At 72.9% G+C, this 20,221-nt stretch carries 12 protein-coding genes; 3 read left to right on the forward strand and 9 right to left on the reverse strand.

Annotated elements, in window-relative coordinates; translation table 11 throughout:
• Window positions 1-259: 259 nt before the first annotated feature.
• From ACIBCT_RS24120 to ACIBCT_RS24130, 3 genes are all read left to right on the forward strand, one after another.
• Window positions 260-1,612, forward strand: a complete 1,353-nt coding sequence (locus tag ACIBCT_RS24120) for a DUF1996 domain-containing protein (protein WP_399192061.1) — start codon at window positions 260-262, stop codon at window positions 1,610-1,612.
• A gap of 128 nt (window positions 1,613-1,740) precedes the next feature.
• A complete protein-coding gene (locus ACIBCT_RS24125; RefSeq protein ID WP_399192063.1) occupies window positions 1,741-2,325 on the forward strand; it encodes a DUF6461 domain-containing protein in 585 nt (194 codons plus the stop codon).
• 64 nt (window positions 2,326-2,389) lie between these two features.
• On the forward strand, window positions 2,390-2,794 hold the full coding sequence (locus ACIBCT_RS24130) for a DUF397 domain-containing protein (RefSeq protein ID WP_399192277.1): 405 nt from the start codon (window positions 2,390-2,392) through the stop codon (window positions 2,792-2,794).
• On the opposite strand, the gene ACIBCT_RS24135 is transcribed toward ACIBCT_RS24130, so the two are convergent.
• The 9 genes from ACIBCT_RS24135 to gltB all read right to left on the reverse strand — a co-directional run bounded on the left by ACIBCT_RS24135 (window position 2,692) and on the right by gltB (window position 20,168).
• The gene (locus ACIBCT_RS24135; RefSeq protein WP_399192065.1) at window positions 2,692-3,729 is read right to left on the reverse strand and encodes an LLM class F420-dependent oxidoreductase; all 1,038 of its coding nucleotides are present in this window, start codon (window positions 3,727-3,729) and stop codon (window positions 2,692-2,694) included. The two genes, ACIBCT_RS24130 and ACIBCT_RS24135, sit on opposite strands and share 103 nt — an antisense overlap.
• On the reverse strand, window positions 3,708-4,529 hold the full coding sequence (locus ACIBCT_RS24140) for a thioesterase II family protein (RefSeq protein WP_399192067.1): 822 nt from the start codon (window positions 4,527-4,529) through the stop codon (window positions 3,708-3,710). Before ACIBCT_RS24140 ends, ACIBCT_RS24135 begins: the two co-directional genes overlap by 22 nt.
• The gene (locus tag ACIBCT_RS24145; protein ID WP_399192069.1) at window positions 4,526-9,277 is read right to left on the reverse strand and encodes an amino acid adenylation domain-containing protein; all 4,752 of its coding nucleotides are present in this window, start codon (window positions 9,275-9,277) and stop codon (window positions 4,526-4,528) included. The genes ACIBCT_RS24140 and ACIBCT_RS24145 overlap by 4 nt, the downstream gene beginning before the upstream one ends.
• Entirely contained in the window at window positions 9,274-9,561 is a 288-nt protein-coding gene (locus ACIBCT_RS24150; protein ID WP_344904340.1) for an acyl carrier protein, read from the reverse strand. Before ACIBCT_RS24150 ends, ACIBCT_RS24145 begins: the two co-directional genes overlap by 4 nt.
• Window positions 9,562-9,875: 314 nt before the next feature.
• Window positions 9,876-11,306 (reverse strand): pyruvate kinase, encoded by a 1,431-nt coding sequence (pyk, locus tag ACIBCT_RS24155; protein ID WP_399192072.1) that lies wholly within the window; start codon window positions 11,304-11,306, stop codon window positions 9,876-9,878.
• Window positions 11,307-11,579: 273 nt separating this feature from the next.
• The gene (locus ACIBCT_RS24160) at window positions 11,580-11,999 is read right to left on the reverse strand and encodes a hypothetical protein (protein WP_399192074.1); all 420 of its coding nucleotides are present in this window, start codon (window positions 11,997-11,999) and stop codon (window positions 11,580-11,582) included.
• A gap of 145 nt (window positions 12,000-12,144) precedes the next feature.
• Window positions 12,145-13,911 (reverse strand): S8 family peptidase, encoded by a 1,767-nt coding sequence (locus tag ACIBCT_RS24165; protein ID WP_399192076.1) that lies wholly within the window; start codon window positions 13,909-13,911, stop codon window positions 12,145-12,147.
• 149 nt (window positions 13,912-14,060) lie between these two features.
• Entirely contained in the window at window positions 14,061-15,539 is a 1,479-nt protein-coding gene (locus ACIBCT_RS24170) for a glutamate synthase subunit beta (RefSeq protein ID WP_399192078.1), read from the reverse strand.
• A 123-nt stretch (window positions 15,540-15,662) separates the two neighbouring features.
• The gene (gene gltB / locus ACIBCT_RS24175; RefSeq protein ID WP_399192080.1) at window positions 15,663-20,168 is read right to left on the reverse strand and encodes a glutamate synthase large subunit; all 4,506 of its coding nucleotides are present in this window, start codon (window positions 20,166-20,168) and stop codon (window positions 15,663-15,665) included.
• Between the last annotated feature and the right edge of the window lie 53 nt (window positions 20,169-20,221).

Here is a 20,221-nt window from a genome sequence, read left to right on the forward strand (position 1 = left end):
CCGGAAGTGACGGCCTCCTCCTCGGGGAACGTTCCCTGAGCCGACTCCGACGACCCGGGTCCGAAACCATGTAAAGAGCCTTGACAGCGAATGTCAGTGCAATCACCCTTGCTGCGGGAGCGCTCTCTTCACGGTTAAAAATAAGTGGTGATCCATGTCCCGGGGGATGTCCCGGAAGCCCCATCGCCACTCGCCGCGCCCACCGGCGGGCATGCCGGTCGCCCCCGCCTCACACCCCCCGTGTCCGGAAGGAATCCCCGTGCGAAGACCACAGGTCCTGTTGCGCACTCTGACGGCGGTCGTGCTCGCCGCCGGCGGCGCCGCCGCCCTCACCCATCCCGCCGCGCAGGCCGCCACCGCCGTCGTCCAGGCGGAGTCGTACGCCGCCCAGTCCGGCGTGCAGGTGGAGGCGACCGCCGACACCGGTGGCGGCCAGAACGCCGCCTACCTCGCCTCGGGTGACTGGATGCGCTTCGACGGCGTCGACCTGGGCACCGGTCCGCTGACGGTCTCCGCCCGCGTCGCCTCCGCCGTCGGCTCGGGCACGGTCGAGCTGCGCACCGGGTCCCTGACCGGGCCGCTGCTGGCGAGCCTCCCGATCACGACGAACGCGGGCTGGCAGAACTGGGTCACCGCGACCGCGACCGCCGCCACCCACCCGCCCGGCGCGCAGACGGTGTTCGCCGTCATGCGCAACACCACGGCCGGCGACTTCGTCAACATCAACTGGTTCTCCTTCGCGACCGGCGCCCCCTCCGGCAACGGCTGGGTCGGCATCGACCAGGCGGCGTGGAACGCCCAGCTCACGGCGTTCAGGGCGATGACCCCGGCCCCGGTGCCCGGCCACGTGGTACGGGTGCCGGAGTTCAACGCCACCTGCGCCTACAGCCACTCCAGGCCCGACGACCCGATCGTCTTCCCCGGCCTGCCCGGCGCCTCCCACATGCACACCTTCGTGGGCAACCGCGGCGCCGACGCCTCCACCACCACGCAGAGCCTGCTCGCCGACACCGCGACGAGCTGCGCACCGGCGGCGAACCCGTCGGCGTACTGGATCCCGACCCTGTACGAGCGCGACAAGGCCATCGAGCCCAAGGACGTGATCGTCCACTACGGCTCGCGCCTGGCGGACGCGACGAAGACCGTGCCGTTCCCGACGGGCTTCCGCATGATCGCCGGAAGCGCCACGTCGCAGGTGCCCACCCCCAAGGGCTCGGTCAACCAGTTCTACTGCGCCGGACCCGGCGGCGAGATCGGGCGCAGCGCCGACGGCAACTGGCCGGTGTGCGCCCCGACCGCCAACCTGATGTTCCAGCTCGTCTTCCCCGACTGCTGGGACGGCGCCCACCTGGACAGCCCGAACCACAAGTCGCACGTGGCCTACGCCCACACCGGCGCGTGCGGCGGTGACCACCCGGTCGCCATCCCCTCGGTCTCGTTCGTCATCTCCTACCCGACCAGGGGCAGCGCCGACGGCTTCCGCCTGGCGTCGGGCATGGCCTCCTCGATGCACGGCGACTTCTTCAACGCCTGGAACGAGAACGCGCTCGGCCACCGGGTCAGGGACTGCATCGTGCAGAGCGCCAAGTGCAACACCGCGGGAACCTTCTGAACCACCCTGCGGCTCTGAACCACCCCGCGGCCGGGGTCCTGCCCCCGGCCGCGGCCCCCGCCTGAGCGGGCGAGGTGGGGTCGTGCCCGGGTTCCGTATCTGTCGGTGGCGGCAGGCAGCATGACGGCATGACCATGCAGCCCCCCGACACCTCCTGGCTCCGCGGCGAGTACGGCGAGGAGTGCTACAGCTTCGTCTACGTCCGTGCCACACCGGAACAGGTGGTCACCCGCCTCGGCGGCCGATGGCAGGACTTCACCCCGGGCCCCTTCCCCGACGACCCGGACCACCACCCGCACCCCGGAGAGCCTCTCGGCGTCACCTCCATCGGCGACTGGACGTTCGTCTTCGACTCCGGCTGGCTCTGCACCCTCGAAGACGTGATCACTCGGCTCTCCGAGGGCACCCGCCTCGTCTCCCAGGCCGCCCTCGCCATCAAGGGCCTGGACTACTTCACCTGGTGCGAGAACGGCGAGATCCGGTTCTCCTGGGGATTCGACGAGGAACATCCTCCGGAGGACCCGGGCGAACTCCTGGGCACGCTGGTGGAGATCGGCAGGCTCTACCCGTCGTTCTCCTACCTGTACGAGGGGCCGGCGTTCCTGCTCGTCGAGCACCTGACCGGGATCAGGGTGACGGAACGACTGCTGAAGGGCTCCACGTTCATGTGGGGCGTCGTCCCGGCCCCGGCCCCGGCCCCGGCCACGTCGTGACGTCGTCCGGCAGCGGGCCCTTTCCGTCCCGAAGCCGCAGCTCGGAGCAGGTGGAGCGGCAGACCTGACCACCGCCGCGTGGCGCAGGAGCTCGCTCGGCGGAGCCGACGGTGACCGCGTGGAGGTCACGCACCTGGAGGACGTCGTGGCCGCCCGCGATTCAAGAAACCCGGCGGCCCCGGGGTCGTCCTCACCCGCGCCGACCGGTCGGTCCTCGGGGCAGGACCTGAAAGCGACGCGTGAGTCCCGGCGGGGCCCCTCGCCGTCAGGACCGGGGACGCGCTCGAACGCCGCGTGTTCTCCCGGTGTCCCCCGCCGTCACCGGAGCCGGTGTCCGGCGGTCCGACGACGGCGGGGGCCGAAAGGTCAGGTCACCAGGTCGGCGACCAGTTCGAGCTGTTCCATGCGCAGCCGCAGGGTCGGGGTTACCAGGCCGACGACCAGGCTGGTGGCGCCCGCCTCGCGGTAGGCGGCGACGCGCTCGCGGAGCTTGCCGGGCGGCCCGCACATCGTCATCGCGTCGACCAGGCCGTCCGGGAGCAGCGACATGGCCTCGCCCTGGCGTCCGGCCAGGAACGCCTCCTGGATCGCCTCGGCCTCCTTCTCGAAGCCCAGGGAGCGGGCCAGCCGGTTGTAGAAGTTGGTCCGGCGCGAGCCCATGCCTCCCAGGTAGAGGGCGAGCATCGGCCGCATCATGTCGAAGGCCAGCTCCTCGTCCTCGTCGACGAGGGTGAGGATCATCGGCGCGACGTCGAAGCCGTCCAGACTGCGGCCGGCCCGTGCCGCACCGGCGCGCAGGTGCGCCGTGCGCTCGGCCAGGTGCTCGGGCGGGAAGTGGATCGCCAGCCAGCCGTCGGCCAGCTCCCCCGCCAGGGCGGTCGTCTCCGGGCCCATCGCGCCCAGGTAGACGGGAAGGTGCTTCTGCACCGGGGAGACGCCCAGCGAGAGCTCCTTGCCCTGGCCTCCGGGGAGCGGCAGCGTCATCGTCTCGCCCGCGTAGCTCACCGGACGGCCCTCCAGGGCCAGGCGCAGGACCGACAGGTAGTCGCGGGCGCGGGCCAGCGGGCGGTCGAACCGCTCGCCGTGCCAGCCCTCCACCACCTGCGGCCCGGACACGCCCACGCCCAGGCGGGCCCGGCCGCCGGAGACCTGGTCGATGGTGGCGGCCGTCATCGCGGCCACCACGGGCTTGCGGCCCGACATCTGCAGCACGCCGGTGCCGAGCCCGATCCGCTCGGTCTGCCCGGCGATCCAGGCCATCAGGCTCGCCGGGTCGGTGCCGTAGGTCTCCGCGGCCCACACCGACTCGTAGCCCAGCCGCTCGGCCTCGCGGACCAGGGCGAGGTGGTCGGCCGGTCCGAGACCGGCCCCGCCCCAGTAGCTCATGCTGTAACCGAGACGCATCCGATCTCCTCTGCTATGACGGCGGCGAGCAGGTCGGGGACCTCCTCGGCCAGCCAGTGTGACGCCTCCAGCTCGCGCAGCGCGAGCGGCCGGGCGCTCTGCCTGCGCCAGCCGAGCAGCCCGCCGCGCGACACCGAGCCGTCGCGGCTGCCGTACAGGACGGTGATGGGGGTGGGCAGCGGCGGCCCGGGGCGGTGCCGGTACCCGGCGAGCATGCCGAAGTCGGCGCGCAGGGCGGGCTCCAGGAGGGGCCGGAGCACCTCGCGCTCGGCGACCTCCGCCGGGACCCCGCCCAGCTCGATGAGCTGGTCCCAGAACAGCCAGGAGGGCAGGGACGGCAGCCTGCGCAGCAGCAGCGTGACGTCCGGCGCGGCGAAGGAGCCCACCAGCAGCCGCACCGGCCCGGCACCGGCCGGAGCCTCGCCGGCCCCCGGTGCCGCCCCGGAGACCGGACCCGAACCCGGACCAGGGGACGGCGCGAGCTCGGCCAGGCGGCGGCAGACCAGGTAGGCCAGCAGCGCGCCGCTGCAGTAGCCGAACAGCGCGTACGGCTCCCGTGCCGTCGCCAGCAGGTCGCGGGCCAAGGCGTCGACGAGCGCGTCGAGGTCGTCCGGCGGCGGTTCGGCCAGCCTGGCCTGGCGGCCGGGCAGGTTCAGCCCCCACACCTCGACCTCGTCGGGGAAGCGCTCGGCCAGGCCGGTGAGCGAGGCCGGGCCGCTGCCCGCGTTGGGGAAGGTGTACAGGCGGATGCGGCCCTCCCGCCGCTCCCCCACCGGCACGAACCACGGGGAGGAGGTCACGACCTGGCCCCTTCCTGGATGTAGGCGGCCAGTTCGGCCGGGGTGGGATGGTCGAAGACCGCGCGCACGCCGATCGGGTGACCGGCGAGGTCCTCCAGGGGGGCGATGAGCCGCACCGCGAGCACCGAGTGGCCCCCGTTGAGGAAGAAGTTGTCGTGCTCGCCCAGGTTCGGGCGGCGCAACGCCTCCCGCCAGAGCCGCAGCACCCCCTCGGCGAGCTCCGAGCTCGCCGGGGCCTGCGGGGCGGCGGGCGAGTCGTCCTCGGGAACGGTCAGCGCCCGATGGTCGATCTTGCCGTTGGCCGTCATGGGGAGCTCCCCGGCCAGCACGATCCCCGAGGGCACCGCGTAGTCCGGCAGCCGCGTCCCGGCGTAGCGCCACAGCTCCTGGTGCAGGGCCGCGCCCGTCTCCTCGTCGGGCATGGACGTGGGCTGCACGAACGCCACCAGCCGCTCGTCGTGCACGATGACGGCCGCGACCTTGACGGTGTCGTGGTGGTGCAGCACCGCCTCGATCTCGCCCAGCTCGATCCGGTGGCCGCGCAGTTTGATCTGGCGGTCGTCGCGGCCCAGCAGTTCCAGGGCCCCGTCGTGCCTGAGCCGGGCCATGTCCCCGGTGCGGTAGAAGCGCCCGTGGCGGGGGTGCTCCCCGAACCGCTCCGCGGTGAGCTCGGGCCGGTTGACGTACCCGGCGCTCACCCCGTCGCCGGCCACGCACAGCTCGCCCGGCACCCCCGGCGGGGCCTCGCGCCCGTCCGCGTCCCGGACGAACAGGCGCGTGTTGGCGAGCGGCACCCCGATCGGCACCGGGTCGGACGGCGGGGCGGTGATCTCCGCGGCGGTGGACCAGATGGTCGTCTCGGTCGGGCCGTAGACGTTGAACAGCCGGCAGCCCAGGCCGAGCAGGTCGGCGGCGAGCGCGGCGGGCATGGGCTCGCCGCCGCAGAGCACGATCCTGCCGTCCAGCTCGTCGCCCGCCTCCGGGGCGATGAGCCGCCACGCCGTCGGGGTGGCCTGCACCACCCGTACGTCCCGGGCCGCGATGAGCTCCAGGAACCTGCGCGGCTGGAGCTGGTCGTCGTCGGAGGCGACGACCAGGGTGCCGCCGACGACCAGCGGCAGCATCAGCTCCAGCGCGGAGATGTCGAACGAGGTGGTGGTGGACCACAGCACCGCGTCCGACGCCCCGGCCCCGAGCCGGTCGGCGAAGTCCAGCACGAGGTTGGCCAGGTTGCCGTGGGTGACGGCGACCCCCTTGGGACGGCCGGTGGAGCCCGAGGTGTAGATCACGTACGCGACGGAGCCGCCGGTGATCGCCGCGGCGAGCTCGGCCGGGTCCGGCCGGTGCGCGGACGCGCCGTTCGCACCCCCCGCGTCCTGGGCGCCGGTCACCGGGGACGCGGGCATCGCGATCACCGGGACCTCCCCCGCCCAGGGGGCGTCGGCGTCGGAGATCACCAGCCGGGCGCGGCAGTCCTCCACCTGGTAGGCCAGGCGCAGCTCGGGCTGGCGCGGGTCCAGCGGCAGGTAGGCGGCCCCGGCCGCCCAGACCCCCAGCACGGCGGCGACCGTCTCGGCCGAGCGGGGCAGGCCGAGGGCCACGATGTCGCCGGTCCCGACGCCGTGCGCGGCCAGCGTGTCCCTGACCGTGACCGCCCAGGCGAGCAGTTCGTCGTAGCCGACCTCCCGCTCCCCGTCGCGGATCGCGGTCCCGGTACGGGCGGCGATCCTCTCCGGCAGCGTGGGCGGGCCCTGCCAGGTACGCGCGGTGTCGTTGAGCCGGTCGAGCAGGTCGCGGTCGGAGGCGGCCATCGCCTCCAGTGCCCGCTGCGGGCGCCCGCCCTCCTCGGCGGCCCGGCGCAGCAGCGCGGTCATCCTGGCGACGAACGCGGCGATCTCGGCCTCGTCGTGGACCTCGGTGCTGTGCCAGACGCGGATGGTGAGCCTGCCGGGCTCCTGCACCGCGATGCACTGCAGGTCCAGGCGGCTGCGGTCGAACAGGTCCTCGACGTACTCGGGGACCGAGCCCTGGATGCTCACCTGCTCGTCGGTCCACGGCCGGTAGTTGAACATGTGCCGGAACAGCGGCACCCGCCAGTCACCGGTGTCGTGCCCGCGCTCGACCAGTACCGCCTCCACCGAGGCGTCGGCGTGCTCGACCGCCTCGAAGAAGGCGTCCTCGACCCGCCGGACCAGGGCCGGGAAGTCCTCGTCCGGGTCGGCGAGCACCCGGATCGGCAGCGTGCTGACGCCGTAGCCGACGTGTCCGCGCATCGCGGCCGTGCGGGTGGTGACGGGCATCGCGGCCACCAGGTCGGGGCCGGCGCCGTGCGCGCGCAGGGTGAGCATGAACGCCGCCGCCAGCACGATGTTGTCGGTGGTGCGCAGGCCCGTCCGGAGCGTGTCGAGGGCCCGGCGGGTGTCGGCGTCCACCTCCCACGAGCAGGTGTGCCCGGCGAAGGTGGGCCGGGCGGGCGAGGGCCTGCTGCCGGGCAGCACCATCGCGGCGGGGTCGACGTCGCGGAGCCGGTCCAGCCAGTACTCCAGCGAACCGCGTGAGGCCCGTCCCGGCTCCAGCATGGGCGCGGTGCCGGTGAGCGCGGCCGGGAGCGGCTCCTGGCTGGTCTGCGCGTCGTAGAAGCCGCCCAGCTCCTCCACGAGGAACTGCATCGAGGTGGCGTCCACGATGATGTGGTGCGCGACCAGGCAGACCACGCTGCCGCCGCCGTCGGGCAGCGTGAAGTGCCCCGCCCGGAACAGCAGGTCGCGGTCCAGGTCGAAGGGCACGTCCAGGAACGCCTGCAGGTCGGCGACCAGCGTCTCCTCGGTGGTGGCCGCGTTGACCAGCTTGATCTGCGCGTCCTTGGGGGCGGTGAGGTGCCGCACGGGCGCGCCGTCCACCTCGGGGAACCGCAGGCGCAGCGCCGGGTGCCGCTTGAGCAGCCGGTTCACCGCGATCTGCAGCGGGAGCCTGCGCAGCGGCTCGCGGGTCCTGAACGCCACCGCGAGGTTGGACACCCCGCTCGACCCGGCGAGCTGCTCCAGCACCCAGAACGAGTACGGGACCGCCTCGGGCCTGCGCAGCGGCTCCTCGGGTTCGGGCAGACCCTCGGGCGAGGGCAGCGGGGGCCCGGCAGTCGCGGGCCGCTCCCCCGGCTCCAGGCCGGAGTCCCCGGCCGTCCCCGCGTCCCCGGTCTCGCGGCCGGTCGGGGCGGGCGCGGGGGCGACGGTCCCCGGTGCCGCGGCGGGCACCCGGGCCGGTACGGGGTCCGGCGTCCGGGCCGGTGCGGCGGTGCCGTACCGGCCGGGGACGGGCAGGCGCTGCAAGGGGTGGTCGGGGTCGAGCGCGACCCAGTCCACCGGGCAGCCGAGGGTCCACAGCCGGGCGACGGCCGCGAGCAGGCCGTGCCGGTCGTCACCGCAGTCGAGGGTCGTCCCGGCGGCGGCCCGTCCGGCGCGCTCCCCGGCCGTCCCGACCAGCAGGGACGGTGACGTCGCCGGATCCGCGGCGGAGGTCCCGGAGGTGGCGACCGGCCCGGGGACCGGTGTGGAGGAGGCCAGGCGGGCGATCGCCTCGTCGAGGTCCACGGCTCCGGACAGGACCGCGGCGGTGAGCTCGCCGACGCCCTCCCCCGAGCAGGCGAGGGGGGTGATCCCCCAGCCGGTCAGGGTCGCCGCCAGCGCGTGGGTGACCGCGAACGTCACCGGGTCGTCGTCGCGTTCCCCGGCGAGCCAGGCGTCGTGGAGGTCGACGCCGTGCCGCTCGAAGCCCTCCAGGCAGACGTCCATGGCCTCGCTGAACAGCCGCTCCGTCCCGTAGAGGGAGGCGCCCAGCCGTCCGGCGCCACCGGAGGGGAAGACGAAGGCGGCACCGGCCGCGCCGTCCGCCACTCCGGCGGAGGCCGAGGCCAGGGCCCGCGCGGCCTCGGCCGGGGTCGCGGCCACGACCGCTCCCCGTACCGGGTGCGCGGTGCGGCCCCGCTGCAGGACGGCCACGGCGTCGGCGAACCGGTCGGCCGGCAGGGCGGCGAAGAACTCCGCCAGCCCGGCCCGTACGGTCTCGACCTCCTCGTCCGTGCGGCCCGACCACACCACGGCGCGGGGCCGGGAGTCGGCGGGCAGGTGGACCGGCGGGAAGCCGTCCCGCACGGTCGGCGACGCCCCGGACGCGGACGGCTCCCGGCCGGACGATCCGGGCCCGCTGCGGGCGGGACCGGAACCTGTCGGGGAACCTGCCGCGGAACCGGAACCGGAACCGGAACCGGAACCGGAGCCGGTCACGGTGTCGATCGGGACGTCGATCACGGCGCGTACCAGGTCGCCGTCGAGCAGGGCGTCGTCCAGGCGCCGGAGCACGATCCGGACGCCCGGTCCGGCGACGCCGCGCAGGTGCGGCCCGGCCGGGGCCACCGCGAGGTCGCAGGCGCCCGAGGCCAGGGCCAGGCAGGCGGCCTCGGCGGTGTCGTGCAGCGCGAGCACGCCGGGCGGGCGGGCCGGGTCGTGCCCGGCGTCCTCCAGGGCGGCCTCCACGGCCGCGTCCAGGACCCCTGGAGCGTTCTGCGGCCCGTTCCCGGCGCCGGTGGCGCCCGTGACGCCACCGGCCCCCCGGGCGTCCTGTCCGCCCCCTGCGTTCCGTACCGCCGCGGTGTCCCCCGCCGTCCCGGCGCCGCGTACGGCCTCGGCCGGGTCGGCGGGGAGCGACGCGTGTGAGCCCGTGCCGATCACGGCGATCGGCGAAGTGTCCGTCACCGAGGCGACCCGCCGTCGCGGCGGATGCGGGAGCGCACGTCCCGGCGGCTGCCGCCGACGGGACGCAGGCGCGGGGGCTCGCTCTTCACCGGTTCCTGCGCGCCCTCGACGAGGCGGCTCAGCGCCCGCACGTTGGGCCGGGTGAACATCGACGTGACCGGGAAGTCGAGGCCGAGCACGCCCGTGAGGTCGGCGTGCAGCTCGACCAGTGCCATGGAGTTCAGCCCGGCCTCGAAGAAGTTCTCGTCGGGGTCGACGGGCCGTCCCAGGCGCGCCTCTATCATCTCCGCGACCGTGTCGGCGGCCGAGACGCGGTGCCCGGGGAGGCCCGGCGGTCTGCCCGCCGCCTCTTCGCGTCGCGACTCCGCTCCTCCCGGCCGACTGCCCTGGATCATCCGGTGCCTCTCGTTCAGTTCGTGGGGCGGCCCGATTCCGGGCACGCCATGGACCGATCCTCTGACACCTATTCGGACACGACAAGGGTATATTTTTCGCCTTTTTGAATCGTGACCGGACGGAGGCCCTCGAACACGCGTACGGCCACCGCCGAAGCGGTGGCCGTACGGGTCGGAAACGGGTCGGAGCGGGTCGGAAGGAATCAGGCGGGGTTGGAGACCGCCGCACCGATGGTGTGCACGCGCAGGGCGTTCGTGGAACCGGCGGTGCCGGGAGGTGAGCCGGCGACGATGACGACCTTGTCGCCCTTCTCCAGGCGGGAGTTGGCCAGCAGCGAGGCCTCCACCTGGCGGACCATGTCGTCGGTGTGGTGCACGAACGGCACCTCGAAGGTCTCCACGCCCCAGGTCAGCGCGAGCTGGTTGCGGACGTGGGGGGCGGAGGTGAAGGCCAGCAGCGGGATCGGCGAGCGGTAGCGGGCCAGGCGCCGGGCCGTCTCGCCCGACATGGTGAACGCCACCAGCGCCTTGGCGCCGACGATGGCGCCGACCTCGGCCGCTGCGCGGGCGATGGCGCCGCCGGTGGTCTCCGGCAGCCGGTGGAGGCTGTGCGTGGCCTGCAGCGAGCTCTTCTCCGCGGTCGTGGCGATGCGGCTCATCGTCTCGACGACCTCGATGGGATAGTTGCCGACCGAGGTCTCCCCGGAGAGCATCACCGCGTCGGCGCCGTCCATGACGGCGTAGGCGACGTCGGACGCCTCGGCGCGGGTGGGGCGCGGGGCGGTGATCATGGATTCGAGCATCTGGGTGGCCACGATGACCGGGCGGGCCTTCTCGCGGCAGAGCTCGATGGCGCGCCTCTGCACGATGGGCACCTCCTCCAGCGGCAGCTCGACGCCGAGGTCGCCGCGGGCGACCATGATGCCGTCGAAGGCCTCGATGATCTCGGGGAGCCGCTCCACGGCCTGCGGCTTCTCGATCTTGGCGAGCAGCGGGAGGCGGATGCCCTCCTGCTCCATGATGTTGCGCACCACGTCGGCGTCCGAGGGGCGCCGGACGAAGGAGAGGGCGACCAGGTCGAAGCCGGTGCGCAGGGCCCAGCGCAGGTCGGTCTCGTCCTTGTCGGTCAGGACCGGGGCGCTGACGTTGACGCCGGGCAGGTTGAGGCCCTTGTTGTCGGAGATCATGCCGCCGACGACCACGCGGGTGGTCACGCGCTGGCCGTCGACCCGGGTCACCTCGAGACGGACGCGGCCGTCGTCGACCAGGATGTTGTCCCCGGGCCTGACGTCCTTGGGGAGTCCCTGGTAGGACGTGGAGACCTGCTCGCGGTCGCCCGGGACCTCCTCGGTGGTGATCGTGAAGACGTCACCGAAGCCGAGGCGGACCGGGCCGTCCTCGAACTTGCCGACCCGGATCTTGGGACCCTGCAGGTCGGCCAGCAGCCCCACGCCCCGCCCGAGCTCGGCGGCGGCCTCCCTCAGCCGGTCGTATACCTCCCTGTGCAGCTCGTGGCTGCCGTGGCTGAGGTTGAAACGGGCCACGTCCATCCCCGCCACGATCAGTTCGCGTAGGCGTTCGGGAGAGGAGGTGGCAGGGCCGAGAGTGCAGACGATTTTCGCGCGACGAGTCACGGATCCCACCCTAATTGGTACAGACCACTTGGTCGTGACGTTGGTCAGAGCGCCGATGAAAAAATCGGTGACATCACGCTACCGTCGGTGAACGCCAGGTTGCGAATCGACGCCGGGCACCCGCGGCGACCTGCCCGTACGCCGGCCGGGCCCTCCATGGGGACCGGCCCTGCCGGCAGCCGGGGCGCCCGCGGGAAACGTCCCGCCCCGGAGGCCGTGGCGCGCGCGAGGACCCGGGCACTCCGGAAAGGAACGCGAGGCGGTGCGGGCGCGTCAGTCGCGGGTGATCTCCTCCACGACCAGGCCGGTGCCGATGCCCAGCAGCCAGACGTCCTTGGCGATCGTCAGGCCCTGCTGGGAGGGGCGCAGGGTGCCCTCCTCGCGCATGCCCGGTGTCCTCAGGTACAGGCCGAGCAGTCCCCCGGCGAACGCGGTCAGCGCGGCGCCCGCCAGCAGCGACGGCACCACCGGGACCAGCAGCGCGGCCCCGAGGGCGATCTCGGCGGTGGAGAGCAGCCGCACGAACCTGGCCGGCTCCAGGTCCTTCAGGAAGGGGTAGGTGCCCGCGGCCATGCCGTGCAGTCCCTCGGCGGCCTCGGGCCCGGCGGAGCGTTTGGCCAGCCCGGAGTTCAGGATGATCACACCGGCGGCGATCCTGGTCGGGAGCTGGTGCGGGCGCGACAGGAGTCTCATGGGTCCCCCAGTGACGAGACGGAGCCGGAACCGTTCTCCTTCCCGCTCACGCCCGGGGCATCCGCCCGTTGGTCCTCTCTTGAACCTGGCGCCCCCGCCGGGCGCGCGGGGTGACGACCCCGCGCGCCCCGGAACTCAGCGGGACTCAGCGGGCGACGGTGGCGGCCGCCTTGGCGTTGACGATGCCGTGGCCGTAGAAGCCGTTGCGCGTCGCGGGCCCCTCGCACCGGTGCGTCTCGTCCTTCACCAGGTCGATCTTGTACGTGTAGGCGCGCGGGGAGGGGCAGGCCTTCTCCGTGGCGGTGGAGTACAGCAGGCGCTGGACGTCCCCGGGGGCCATGGTGACGCCGTCCTTGGCCTTCTTGCCGAAGCGGCCGATCAGGATGGCGGCGACGCCGGTGGCGTGCGGGGCGGCCATGGAGGTGCCGACGAGGTACTGGTAGTAGGCGCAGGTGCCGTTCGCGCACTGCCGGACGACCGAGTCGTCCTTCGGCGTGCCGTCGGCGCCGATCTGGCCCTTGGCCTGGAGCGCGTTCTTCGGCGCGGCGGCCAGGATGCCCTTGGCGGGGTCGTAGGTCCTGCCGCCGTCGAACTCGTCCCCGCCGGGGGCCGACAGGTCGGTCTGCTCGAGGCCGTAGTCGGAGTAGTAGGCCTTGCGCGTGGTCGGGCCGACCGAGGAGACCGAGATGACGCCCTTGGACTCGGCCGGGACGTTGAGGCAGGAGTTGTCGACCTTGCGGGTGCGCTCGGTGTCCTTGGGATAGTCGGGGCTGGTCGTGTCCTTGCTGGGCCTGCCCAGGTCGGTGGAGCCGTTGCCGATGGCGCTGATCAGGGTGACGCCCCGCTTGCGGGCGTAGTCGAGGGCGCGCTGCATGCCGGTGATGATGCCGCGCTGCTCGGCCTGCTCGGCCTTGGAGTCGCCGGGGTTGGCCTTGCAGTTGAACAGCCACGGGTCGACGTAGAAGCTCATGTTGACCACGTCGATGCCGTTGTCGGCGGCGTAGGTGAGCGCGTCGATGCTGGGCTTGAGGAAGAACAGCCCGGAGTCCTGGCCCGCGCGCAGGTTCACCAGGGAGACCTTGGGGGCGACGCCGGCGATGCCCACGCCGTTGATCGGGGAGGCGATGGTGCTGGCCACGTGGGTGCCGTGGCCGTCGTCGTCCCGGTCGACCGGGTCCTTGCAGCTCGCGACCTCGCACGGCCCGTCCAGGACCTTGCCGTTGGGGTCCTTGGGCCGGTCGGTGACGAAGTTGCGGCTCAGGGCGCGGTTGAAGTTGGGCGCGATGTCGGGGTGGGTGCCGTCGATGCCGGTGTCGATGACGCCGACCAGCACCTCCTTCCTGCCCGGCGCGGTGGCGTAGGACCCGCTGGTGGTGGCGCCGATCAGCTTCATGTCCCACTGGCGGCCGGCCAGCGGCTCCGGCGCGGTGCCGGCCGAGGTGGAGCCGCCGGGCGTGCCCGCCTGCCCGAGGATGTCGGACGGCGGGAAGGACAGCGGCGCACCGCCCCCGGAGGTCGCGGAGACCGCAGAGACGACCGTGGAGGTTCCGGTGGACGTGGCGGGGGTGAGCCCGGTGGTGAGCCCGGTGGTGAGCGCTGTGGCGGTGCCGATCCTGCGGTCGGAGGAGACGCCCTCGACGGCGGCGCTGGCCGCCAGCCCCTCCACGAAGCGCGTCCCCGGGCCGCCGGCCACGAGGTAGCCGAGCCTGGGGTCGCCCGACAGCACCGTGCCGCCGTTCGCGGCGATCGCGGCGGCGGCGCCGTCACGGGCGCCGTCGGCGTAGAAGACCAGGTACTCGCGGGTCTGGCCCGCCGCGGCCGTGGCCTCGCCGCCCAGCGCTCCCGCCGTGAGGGTCGCCGCCAGGGTCAGCGTGGTCGCCGCCCCCGTCAGGCCTCTGATACCGCGCTTCATCCGTCCTCCGCACCTGGCCCGACCAAGATATTTATTTTTCCGTCATATTCATCATAAATAGCGGAAGTCGTACTTTACGCGCTTTCGTCGGTGGGGCGCTCCGGACGCGCGAGGGGCCGGCCCGGCGAGCGGACCGGCCCCCGCACGATCTAGACCATCGGCCGCGCGGTCGGCGGGATCGCCACCGGCAGCGCCGTACGGCCGGTGAGGTAGCCGTCGGCGGCCGAGGCCGCCGAGCGTCCCTCGGCGATCGCCCAGACGATCAGGGACTGGCCCCGGCCCATGTCACCGGCGACGAAGACGCCGTCGACCGAGGACATGTAGCCCCTGTCCCTGGCGACGTTGCCCCGGGCGTCGAAGAACTCGCCCCCGGCGGCCTCGGCGAGCTCGTCCAGCAGGCCGCCGCGCTCCGGGCCCACGAAGCCCATGGAGAGCGTGACCAGCTCGGCCGGGATCTCCCGCTCGGAGCCGGGCACCGGCTTGAACCCGTTCGCCGGCCCCTCCACCTCGACCAGGCGCAGCGCCCGGACGTTGCCGTCGGCGTCGCCGACGAACTCGGTGGTGGAGACCGCGTACACCCGGTCGCCGCCGCTCTCGGCCAGCTCCTCGTGGGCGCTCTCCATCTTGAACAGGATGGGGAACGTGGGCCACGGCTGGCTGCCGGGACGCGCCTCCGGGGGCCGGGGCATGATCTCCAGCTGGGTGACCGAGGCGGCCCCCTGGCGGATCGCGGTGCCGATGCAGTCGGCGCCGGTGTCACCGCCGCCGATCACCACGACGTGCTTGCCCTCGGCGCTGATCGGCGAGACCGGGAAGTCGCCCTCCTGGACCTTGTTGGACGGCGGCAGGTACTCCATCGCCTGGTGGACGCCCTTGAGGTCGCGCCCGGCGACCGGCAGGTCCCGCCACTGGGTCGCGCCACCGGCGAGGATGATCGCGTCGAACTCCTCGCGCAGCCGCGCCGCCGTGATGTCCACGCCGACGTTGACGCCGGTACGGAACTCGGTGCCCTCGGCCCGCATCTGGGCCAGGCGGCGGTCGATGTGGCGCTTCTCCATCTTGAACTCGGGGATGCCGTAGCGCAGCAGGCCCCCGATCCGGTCGGCGCGCTCGAACACCACCACGTCGTGACCGGCCCGGGTGAGCTGCTGGGCGGCGGCCAGGCCCGCGGGGCCCGAGCCGACGACCGCGACGCGCCTGCCGGTCTTGGACGCGGGGATCTGGGGGGTGACCCAGCCCTCGTCGAAGGCACGGTCGATGATCTCGACCTCGACCCGCTTGATCGCGACCGGGTCGGAGTTGATGCCGAGCACGCACGCGGCCTCGCACGGGGCCGGGCACAGCCTCCCGGTGAACTCCGGGAAGTTGTTGGTGGCGTGCAGGCGCTCGATGGCCTCGCGCCAGTCGTCCCGGTAGACCAGGTCGTTCCACTCGGGGATCAGGTTGCCCAGCGGGCAGCCGTTGTGACAGAACGGGATGCCGCAGTCCATGCAGCGCGCGGCCTGCTTGGCCAGCGCGGGCTTGGGGAAGTCCTGGTAGACCTCCCGCCAGTCGCGGATGCGCACGTCCACCGGGCGGCGGGCCGGCAGCTCGCGTCCGTGAGTGAGAAAACCCTTGGGGTCAGCCATCGGTCGTACCTCCCCGATATCCCTTTTCGAGCTGGACGGTGTGGACCCGGCGGGAGCGGCCGCGCGCGGCCGTTCCCCTCGCCGGTCCGGAGCCGAGGGGGCGGATCCGCCCCGGTGCCGGCCTCATGCCTGCACCGCGGCGGTCATGACGGCCTCGTCGATGTCGCGGCCCTCCAGCCGGGCGGACTCGGCGGCCCGCAGGACCCGCTTGTAGTCCGTCGGCATGATCTTGCGGAAGCGGGACGGGTCCCAGTCGGCCAGCAGCGCCTTGGCCACGGTGGAGCCGGTCTCGGTCAGGTGCGCCTCGACGATCTCGCGCAGCGCCTCGGAGTCGGTCTCGTCGAGCTCCTCGACCTCGACCATCTCGCGGTTGACCCGGTCGGTGTCCAGGTCGAGCAGGTAGGCGACGCCGCCCGACATGCCGGCCGCGAAGTTGCGTCCGGTCGCGCCCAGGACGACCACCTTGCCGCCGGTCATGTACTCGCAGCCGTGGTCGCCGACGCCCTCGACCACCGCGGTGGCACCGGAGTTTCGGACGCAGAACCGCTCCCCCGCGACGCCGCGGATGAACGCCTCGCCGGAGGTCGCCCCGTACAGGCCGACGTTCCCGGCGATGATGTGGCCCTCCAGCGGGGCCACGTCGTGCGGGGCGACCGAGATCCGGCCGCCGGACAGGCCCTTGCCCACGTAGTCGTTGGCGTCGCCGGTCAGCCGCAGCGTGATCCCCCGGGGCAGGAAGGCGCCGAAGGAGTTGCCCGCCGAGCCGGTGAAGCGGACGTCGATGGTGTTGTCGGGCAGGCCCGCGCCGCCGTACCGCTTGGTCACCTCGTGGCCGAGCATGGTGCCGACCGTGCGGTTGACGTTGCGGATCGGCAGGTCGAGGGTGACCCTGCTGCCGGTCTTGAGCGCGCCCTCGGCGAGCTGGATCAGCGTGTTGTCCAGCGCCCGGTCCAGCCCGTGGTCCTGGGCCACCGTACGGCGCAGCGAGGCGCCCTCGGGCAGCTCGGGCATGTGCAGGATCGGCGCCAGGTCCAGCCCGGCGGCCTTCCAGTGGTTCTCCGCCGGGGTGGTGTCGAGCAGCTCGGCGTGGCCGACGGCCTCCTCCAGGCTGCGGAAGCCCAGCGCGGCCAGGTACTCGCGGATCTCCTGGGCGACGAACTCGAAGAAGTTGACCACGAACTCGGGCTTGCCGGTGAAGCGCCGGCGCAGCTCGGGGTTCTGGGTGGCGACGCCGACCGGGCAGGTGTCCAGGTGGCAGACGCGCATCATCACGCAGCCGGAGACGACCAGCGGTGCGGTGGCGAAGCCGTACTCCTCCGCGCCCAGCAGGGCGGCGATGACCACGTCGCGGCCGGTCTTGAGCTGGCCGTCGACCTGCACCGTGATGCGGTCGCGCAGCCCGTTGAGCAGCAGCGTCTGCTGGGTCTCGGCCAGGCCGAGCTCCCAGGGCGAGCCCGCGTGCTTGAGCGAGGTCAGCGGGGAGGCGCCGGTGCCGCCGTCGTGGCCGGAGATGAGCACCACGTCGGCGTGCGCCTTGGACACGCCCGCCGCGACCGTGCCGACCCCGACCTCGGCCACCAGCTTGACGTGCACGCGGGCGGACGGGTTGGCGTTCTTCAGGTCGTGGATGAGCTGGGCGAGGTCCTCGATGGAGTAGATGTCGTGGTGCGGCGGCGGCGAGATGAGGCCGACGCCCGGGGTGGAGTGCCGGGTCTTGGCGATCCACGGGTAGACCTTGTGGCCGGGCAGCTGGCCGCCCTCGCCGGGCTTGGCGCCCTGCGCCATCTTGATCTGCACGTCGTCGGCGTTGACCAGGTACTCCGAGGTCACGCCGAACCGGCCGGAGGCCACCTGCTTGATGGCCGAGCGGCGGGCCGGGTCGTGCAGCCGCTCGGGGTCCTCGCCGCCCTCACCGGTGTTGGACTTGCCGCCCAGCCGGTTCATCGCGATGGCCAGGGTCTCGTGCGCCTCCATCGAGATGGAGCCGTACGACATGGCGCCGGTGGAGAAGCGCTTGACGATCTCGCTGATCGGCTCGACCTCGTCGATCGGGACCGGCTCGCGGACGCCCTCCCTGAGCCTGAACAGGCCGCGCAGCGTCATCAGCTTCTCCGCCTGGGAGTCCACCAGGCCGGTGTACTCCTTGAAGATCTCGTAGCGGCGCGAGCGGGTGGCGTGCTGCAGCTTGAAGACGGTCTCGGGGTTGAACAGGTGCGGCTCGCCCTCGCGGCGCCACTGGTACTCGCCACCGACCTCCAGGCGGCGGTGGGGGTTCTCCGCCCGGGGGTAGGCGCGGCGGTGCCGCAGCGCCGCCTCCTCGGCCAGCACGTCGAAGCCGACGCCGCCCAGCCGGGAGGTGGTCCCGGTGAAACAGGCGTCGACGACCTCCTGGCTCAGGCCCAGCGCCTCGAAGATCTGAGCGCCGGTGTAGGAGGCCACCGTGGACACGCCCATCTTGGACATGACCTTCAGCACGCCCTTGCCGTACGCCTTGATCAGGTTGCGCACCGCCTTGTGCCGGTCGGCCTGGAGCACGCCCGAGTCGACCATGTCCTCGACGGTCTCGATGGCCAGGTACGGGTTCACCGCGCCCGCGCCGTAGCCGATCAGCAGCGCCATGTGGTGCGCCTCGCGCGCCTCGCCGGTCTCGACGACCAGGCCGACCCGGGTACGGGTCTTCTCGGCGATCAGGTGGTGGTGCACGGCGCCGGTCAGCAGCAGCGACGGGATCGGCGCGAGCGCCTCGGACGAGCCGCGGTCGGAGAGCACGATGATCCGCGCCCCGCCCTCGATCGCCGCCGAGACCTCGGCGCGGATCTCCTCCAGGCGGTGCAGCAGCGCCTCGCCGCCGCCCGCGACCGGGTACAGCCCGGAGATCACGCGCGGGTGGAAGCCCGGCAGCGCGCCCTCGTCGTTGATGTGGATGATCTTCGCGAGCTCGTCGTTGTCGATCACCGGGTAGGGCAGCACGAGCTGGCGGCAGGAGGCCGGGCCGGGTTCGAGCAGGTTGCCCTCGGGGCCGATGGTGCTGGCCAGGGAGGTGACGAGCTCCTCGCGGATGGCGTCCAGCGGCGGGTTGGTGACCTGCGCGAACAGCTGGCTGAAGTAGTCGAACAGCAGCCGGGGCCGCTCGCTGAGCACCGCGACGGGGGTGTCGGTGCCCATCGAGCCGATCGGCTCGGCGCCCGCCTTCGCCATCGGCGCCAGGATGATCCGCAGCTCCTCCTCGGTGTAGCCGAAGGTCTGCTGCCGCTTGATCAGCGCCTCGTGCGTGGGCACCTCGTGCGCGCGGACCGGCAGCTCCTCGAAGCGGACCAGCCCGGCGTGCAGCCAGTCCGCGTACGGCAGCTCGGCCGCGAGCTCGGCCTTGATCTCGTCATCCTCGATGATCTTGCCGAGGGAGGTGTCGATCAGGAACATCCGGCCGGGCTGCAGGCGGCCCTTGCGGACCACGTCCTGCGGCGCGATGTCGAGCACGCCGGCCTCGGAGGCCAGCACGACCAGGCCGTCGGCGGTGACCCAGAACCGTCCCGGGCGCAGGCCGTTGCGGTCGAGGACCGCGCCGACCAGGGTGCCGTCGGAGAAGGTGATCGAGGCGGGGCCGTCCCAGGCCTCCATCATCGTGGAGTGGAACTCGTAGAACGCCCGGCGCGCCGGGTCCATCTCGGTGTGGTTCTCCCACGCCTCCGGGATCATCATCAGCACCGCGTGCGGCAGCCGGCGACCGGCCAGGTGCAGCAGCTCCAGCGTCTCGTCGAAGGAGGCGGTGTCGGAGCCGTCCGGGTCGCAGATCGGGAAGAGCCGCGCCAGGTCGCCCGGCAGGTTCGCGGTCTGCAGCATGGCCTCGCGGGCCCGCATCCAGTTGCGGTTGCCCTTGACCGTGTTGATCTCGCCGTTGTGCGCGACGTAGCGGTACGGGTGGGCCAGCGGCCAGGAGGGGAAGGTGTTGGTGGAGAAACGCGAGTGGACCAGCGCGATGGCGGACTCGTACCGCTCGTCGGTCAGGTCGGGGAAGAACCGCTCCACCTGCAGCGGGGTGAGCATGCCCTTGTAGACGATGGTCCGGCAGCTCAGCGAGGGGAAGTAGACGTCCGCCTCGTGCTCGGCCCGCTTGCGCAGGCAGAAGACCAGCCGGTCCAGCTCCAGGCCGGTCTCACCGTTCGGTGAGGTCACGAACAGCTGGGCGAAGAAGGGCATGACCGCGCGGGCGCTCGGTCCGGGCAGGTCGGGGGTGGTCGGCAGGTCCCGCCAGCCGAGGACCGTCAGGCCCTCCTCTGCGGCGATCTCCTCGATCAGCCGCACGGCGGTCCCGCGGGCCTGGGCGTCGGCGGGCAGGAACGCCGTGCCGACCGCGTAGGCACCGGCCTCGGGCAGCGGGAAGTCCGCCACCACCCGCAGGAAGGTGTCCGGGATCTGCGTGAGGATGCCGGCCCCGTCCCCGGTGTCCGGCTCGCTACCCTGGGCCCCCCGGTGGTCGAGATTGCACAGCGCGGTCAAGGCCTTCGCGACGATGTCGTGACTGCGGCGACCGGCCACGTCGGCGACCATGGCGACGCCACAGGCGTCGTGCTCGTGCGAGGGGTGGTACAGGCCCTGAGGCTCGGGAAAGCCGAGGTGGGCAGCAGGCATTGAATCCCTCCCGTCGTCTTGCTTCTTTGGAACAAGCAAGGGACGACGTTGGC

This window comes from Streptosporangium sp. NPDC050855, assembly GCF_044456585.1.
Classification (GTDB): Bacteria; Actinomycetota; Actinomycetes; order Streptosporangiales; family Streptosporangiaceae; genus Streptosporangium; species Streptosporangium longisporum.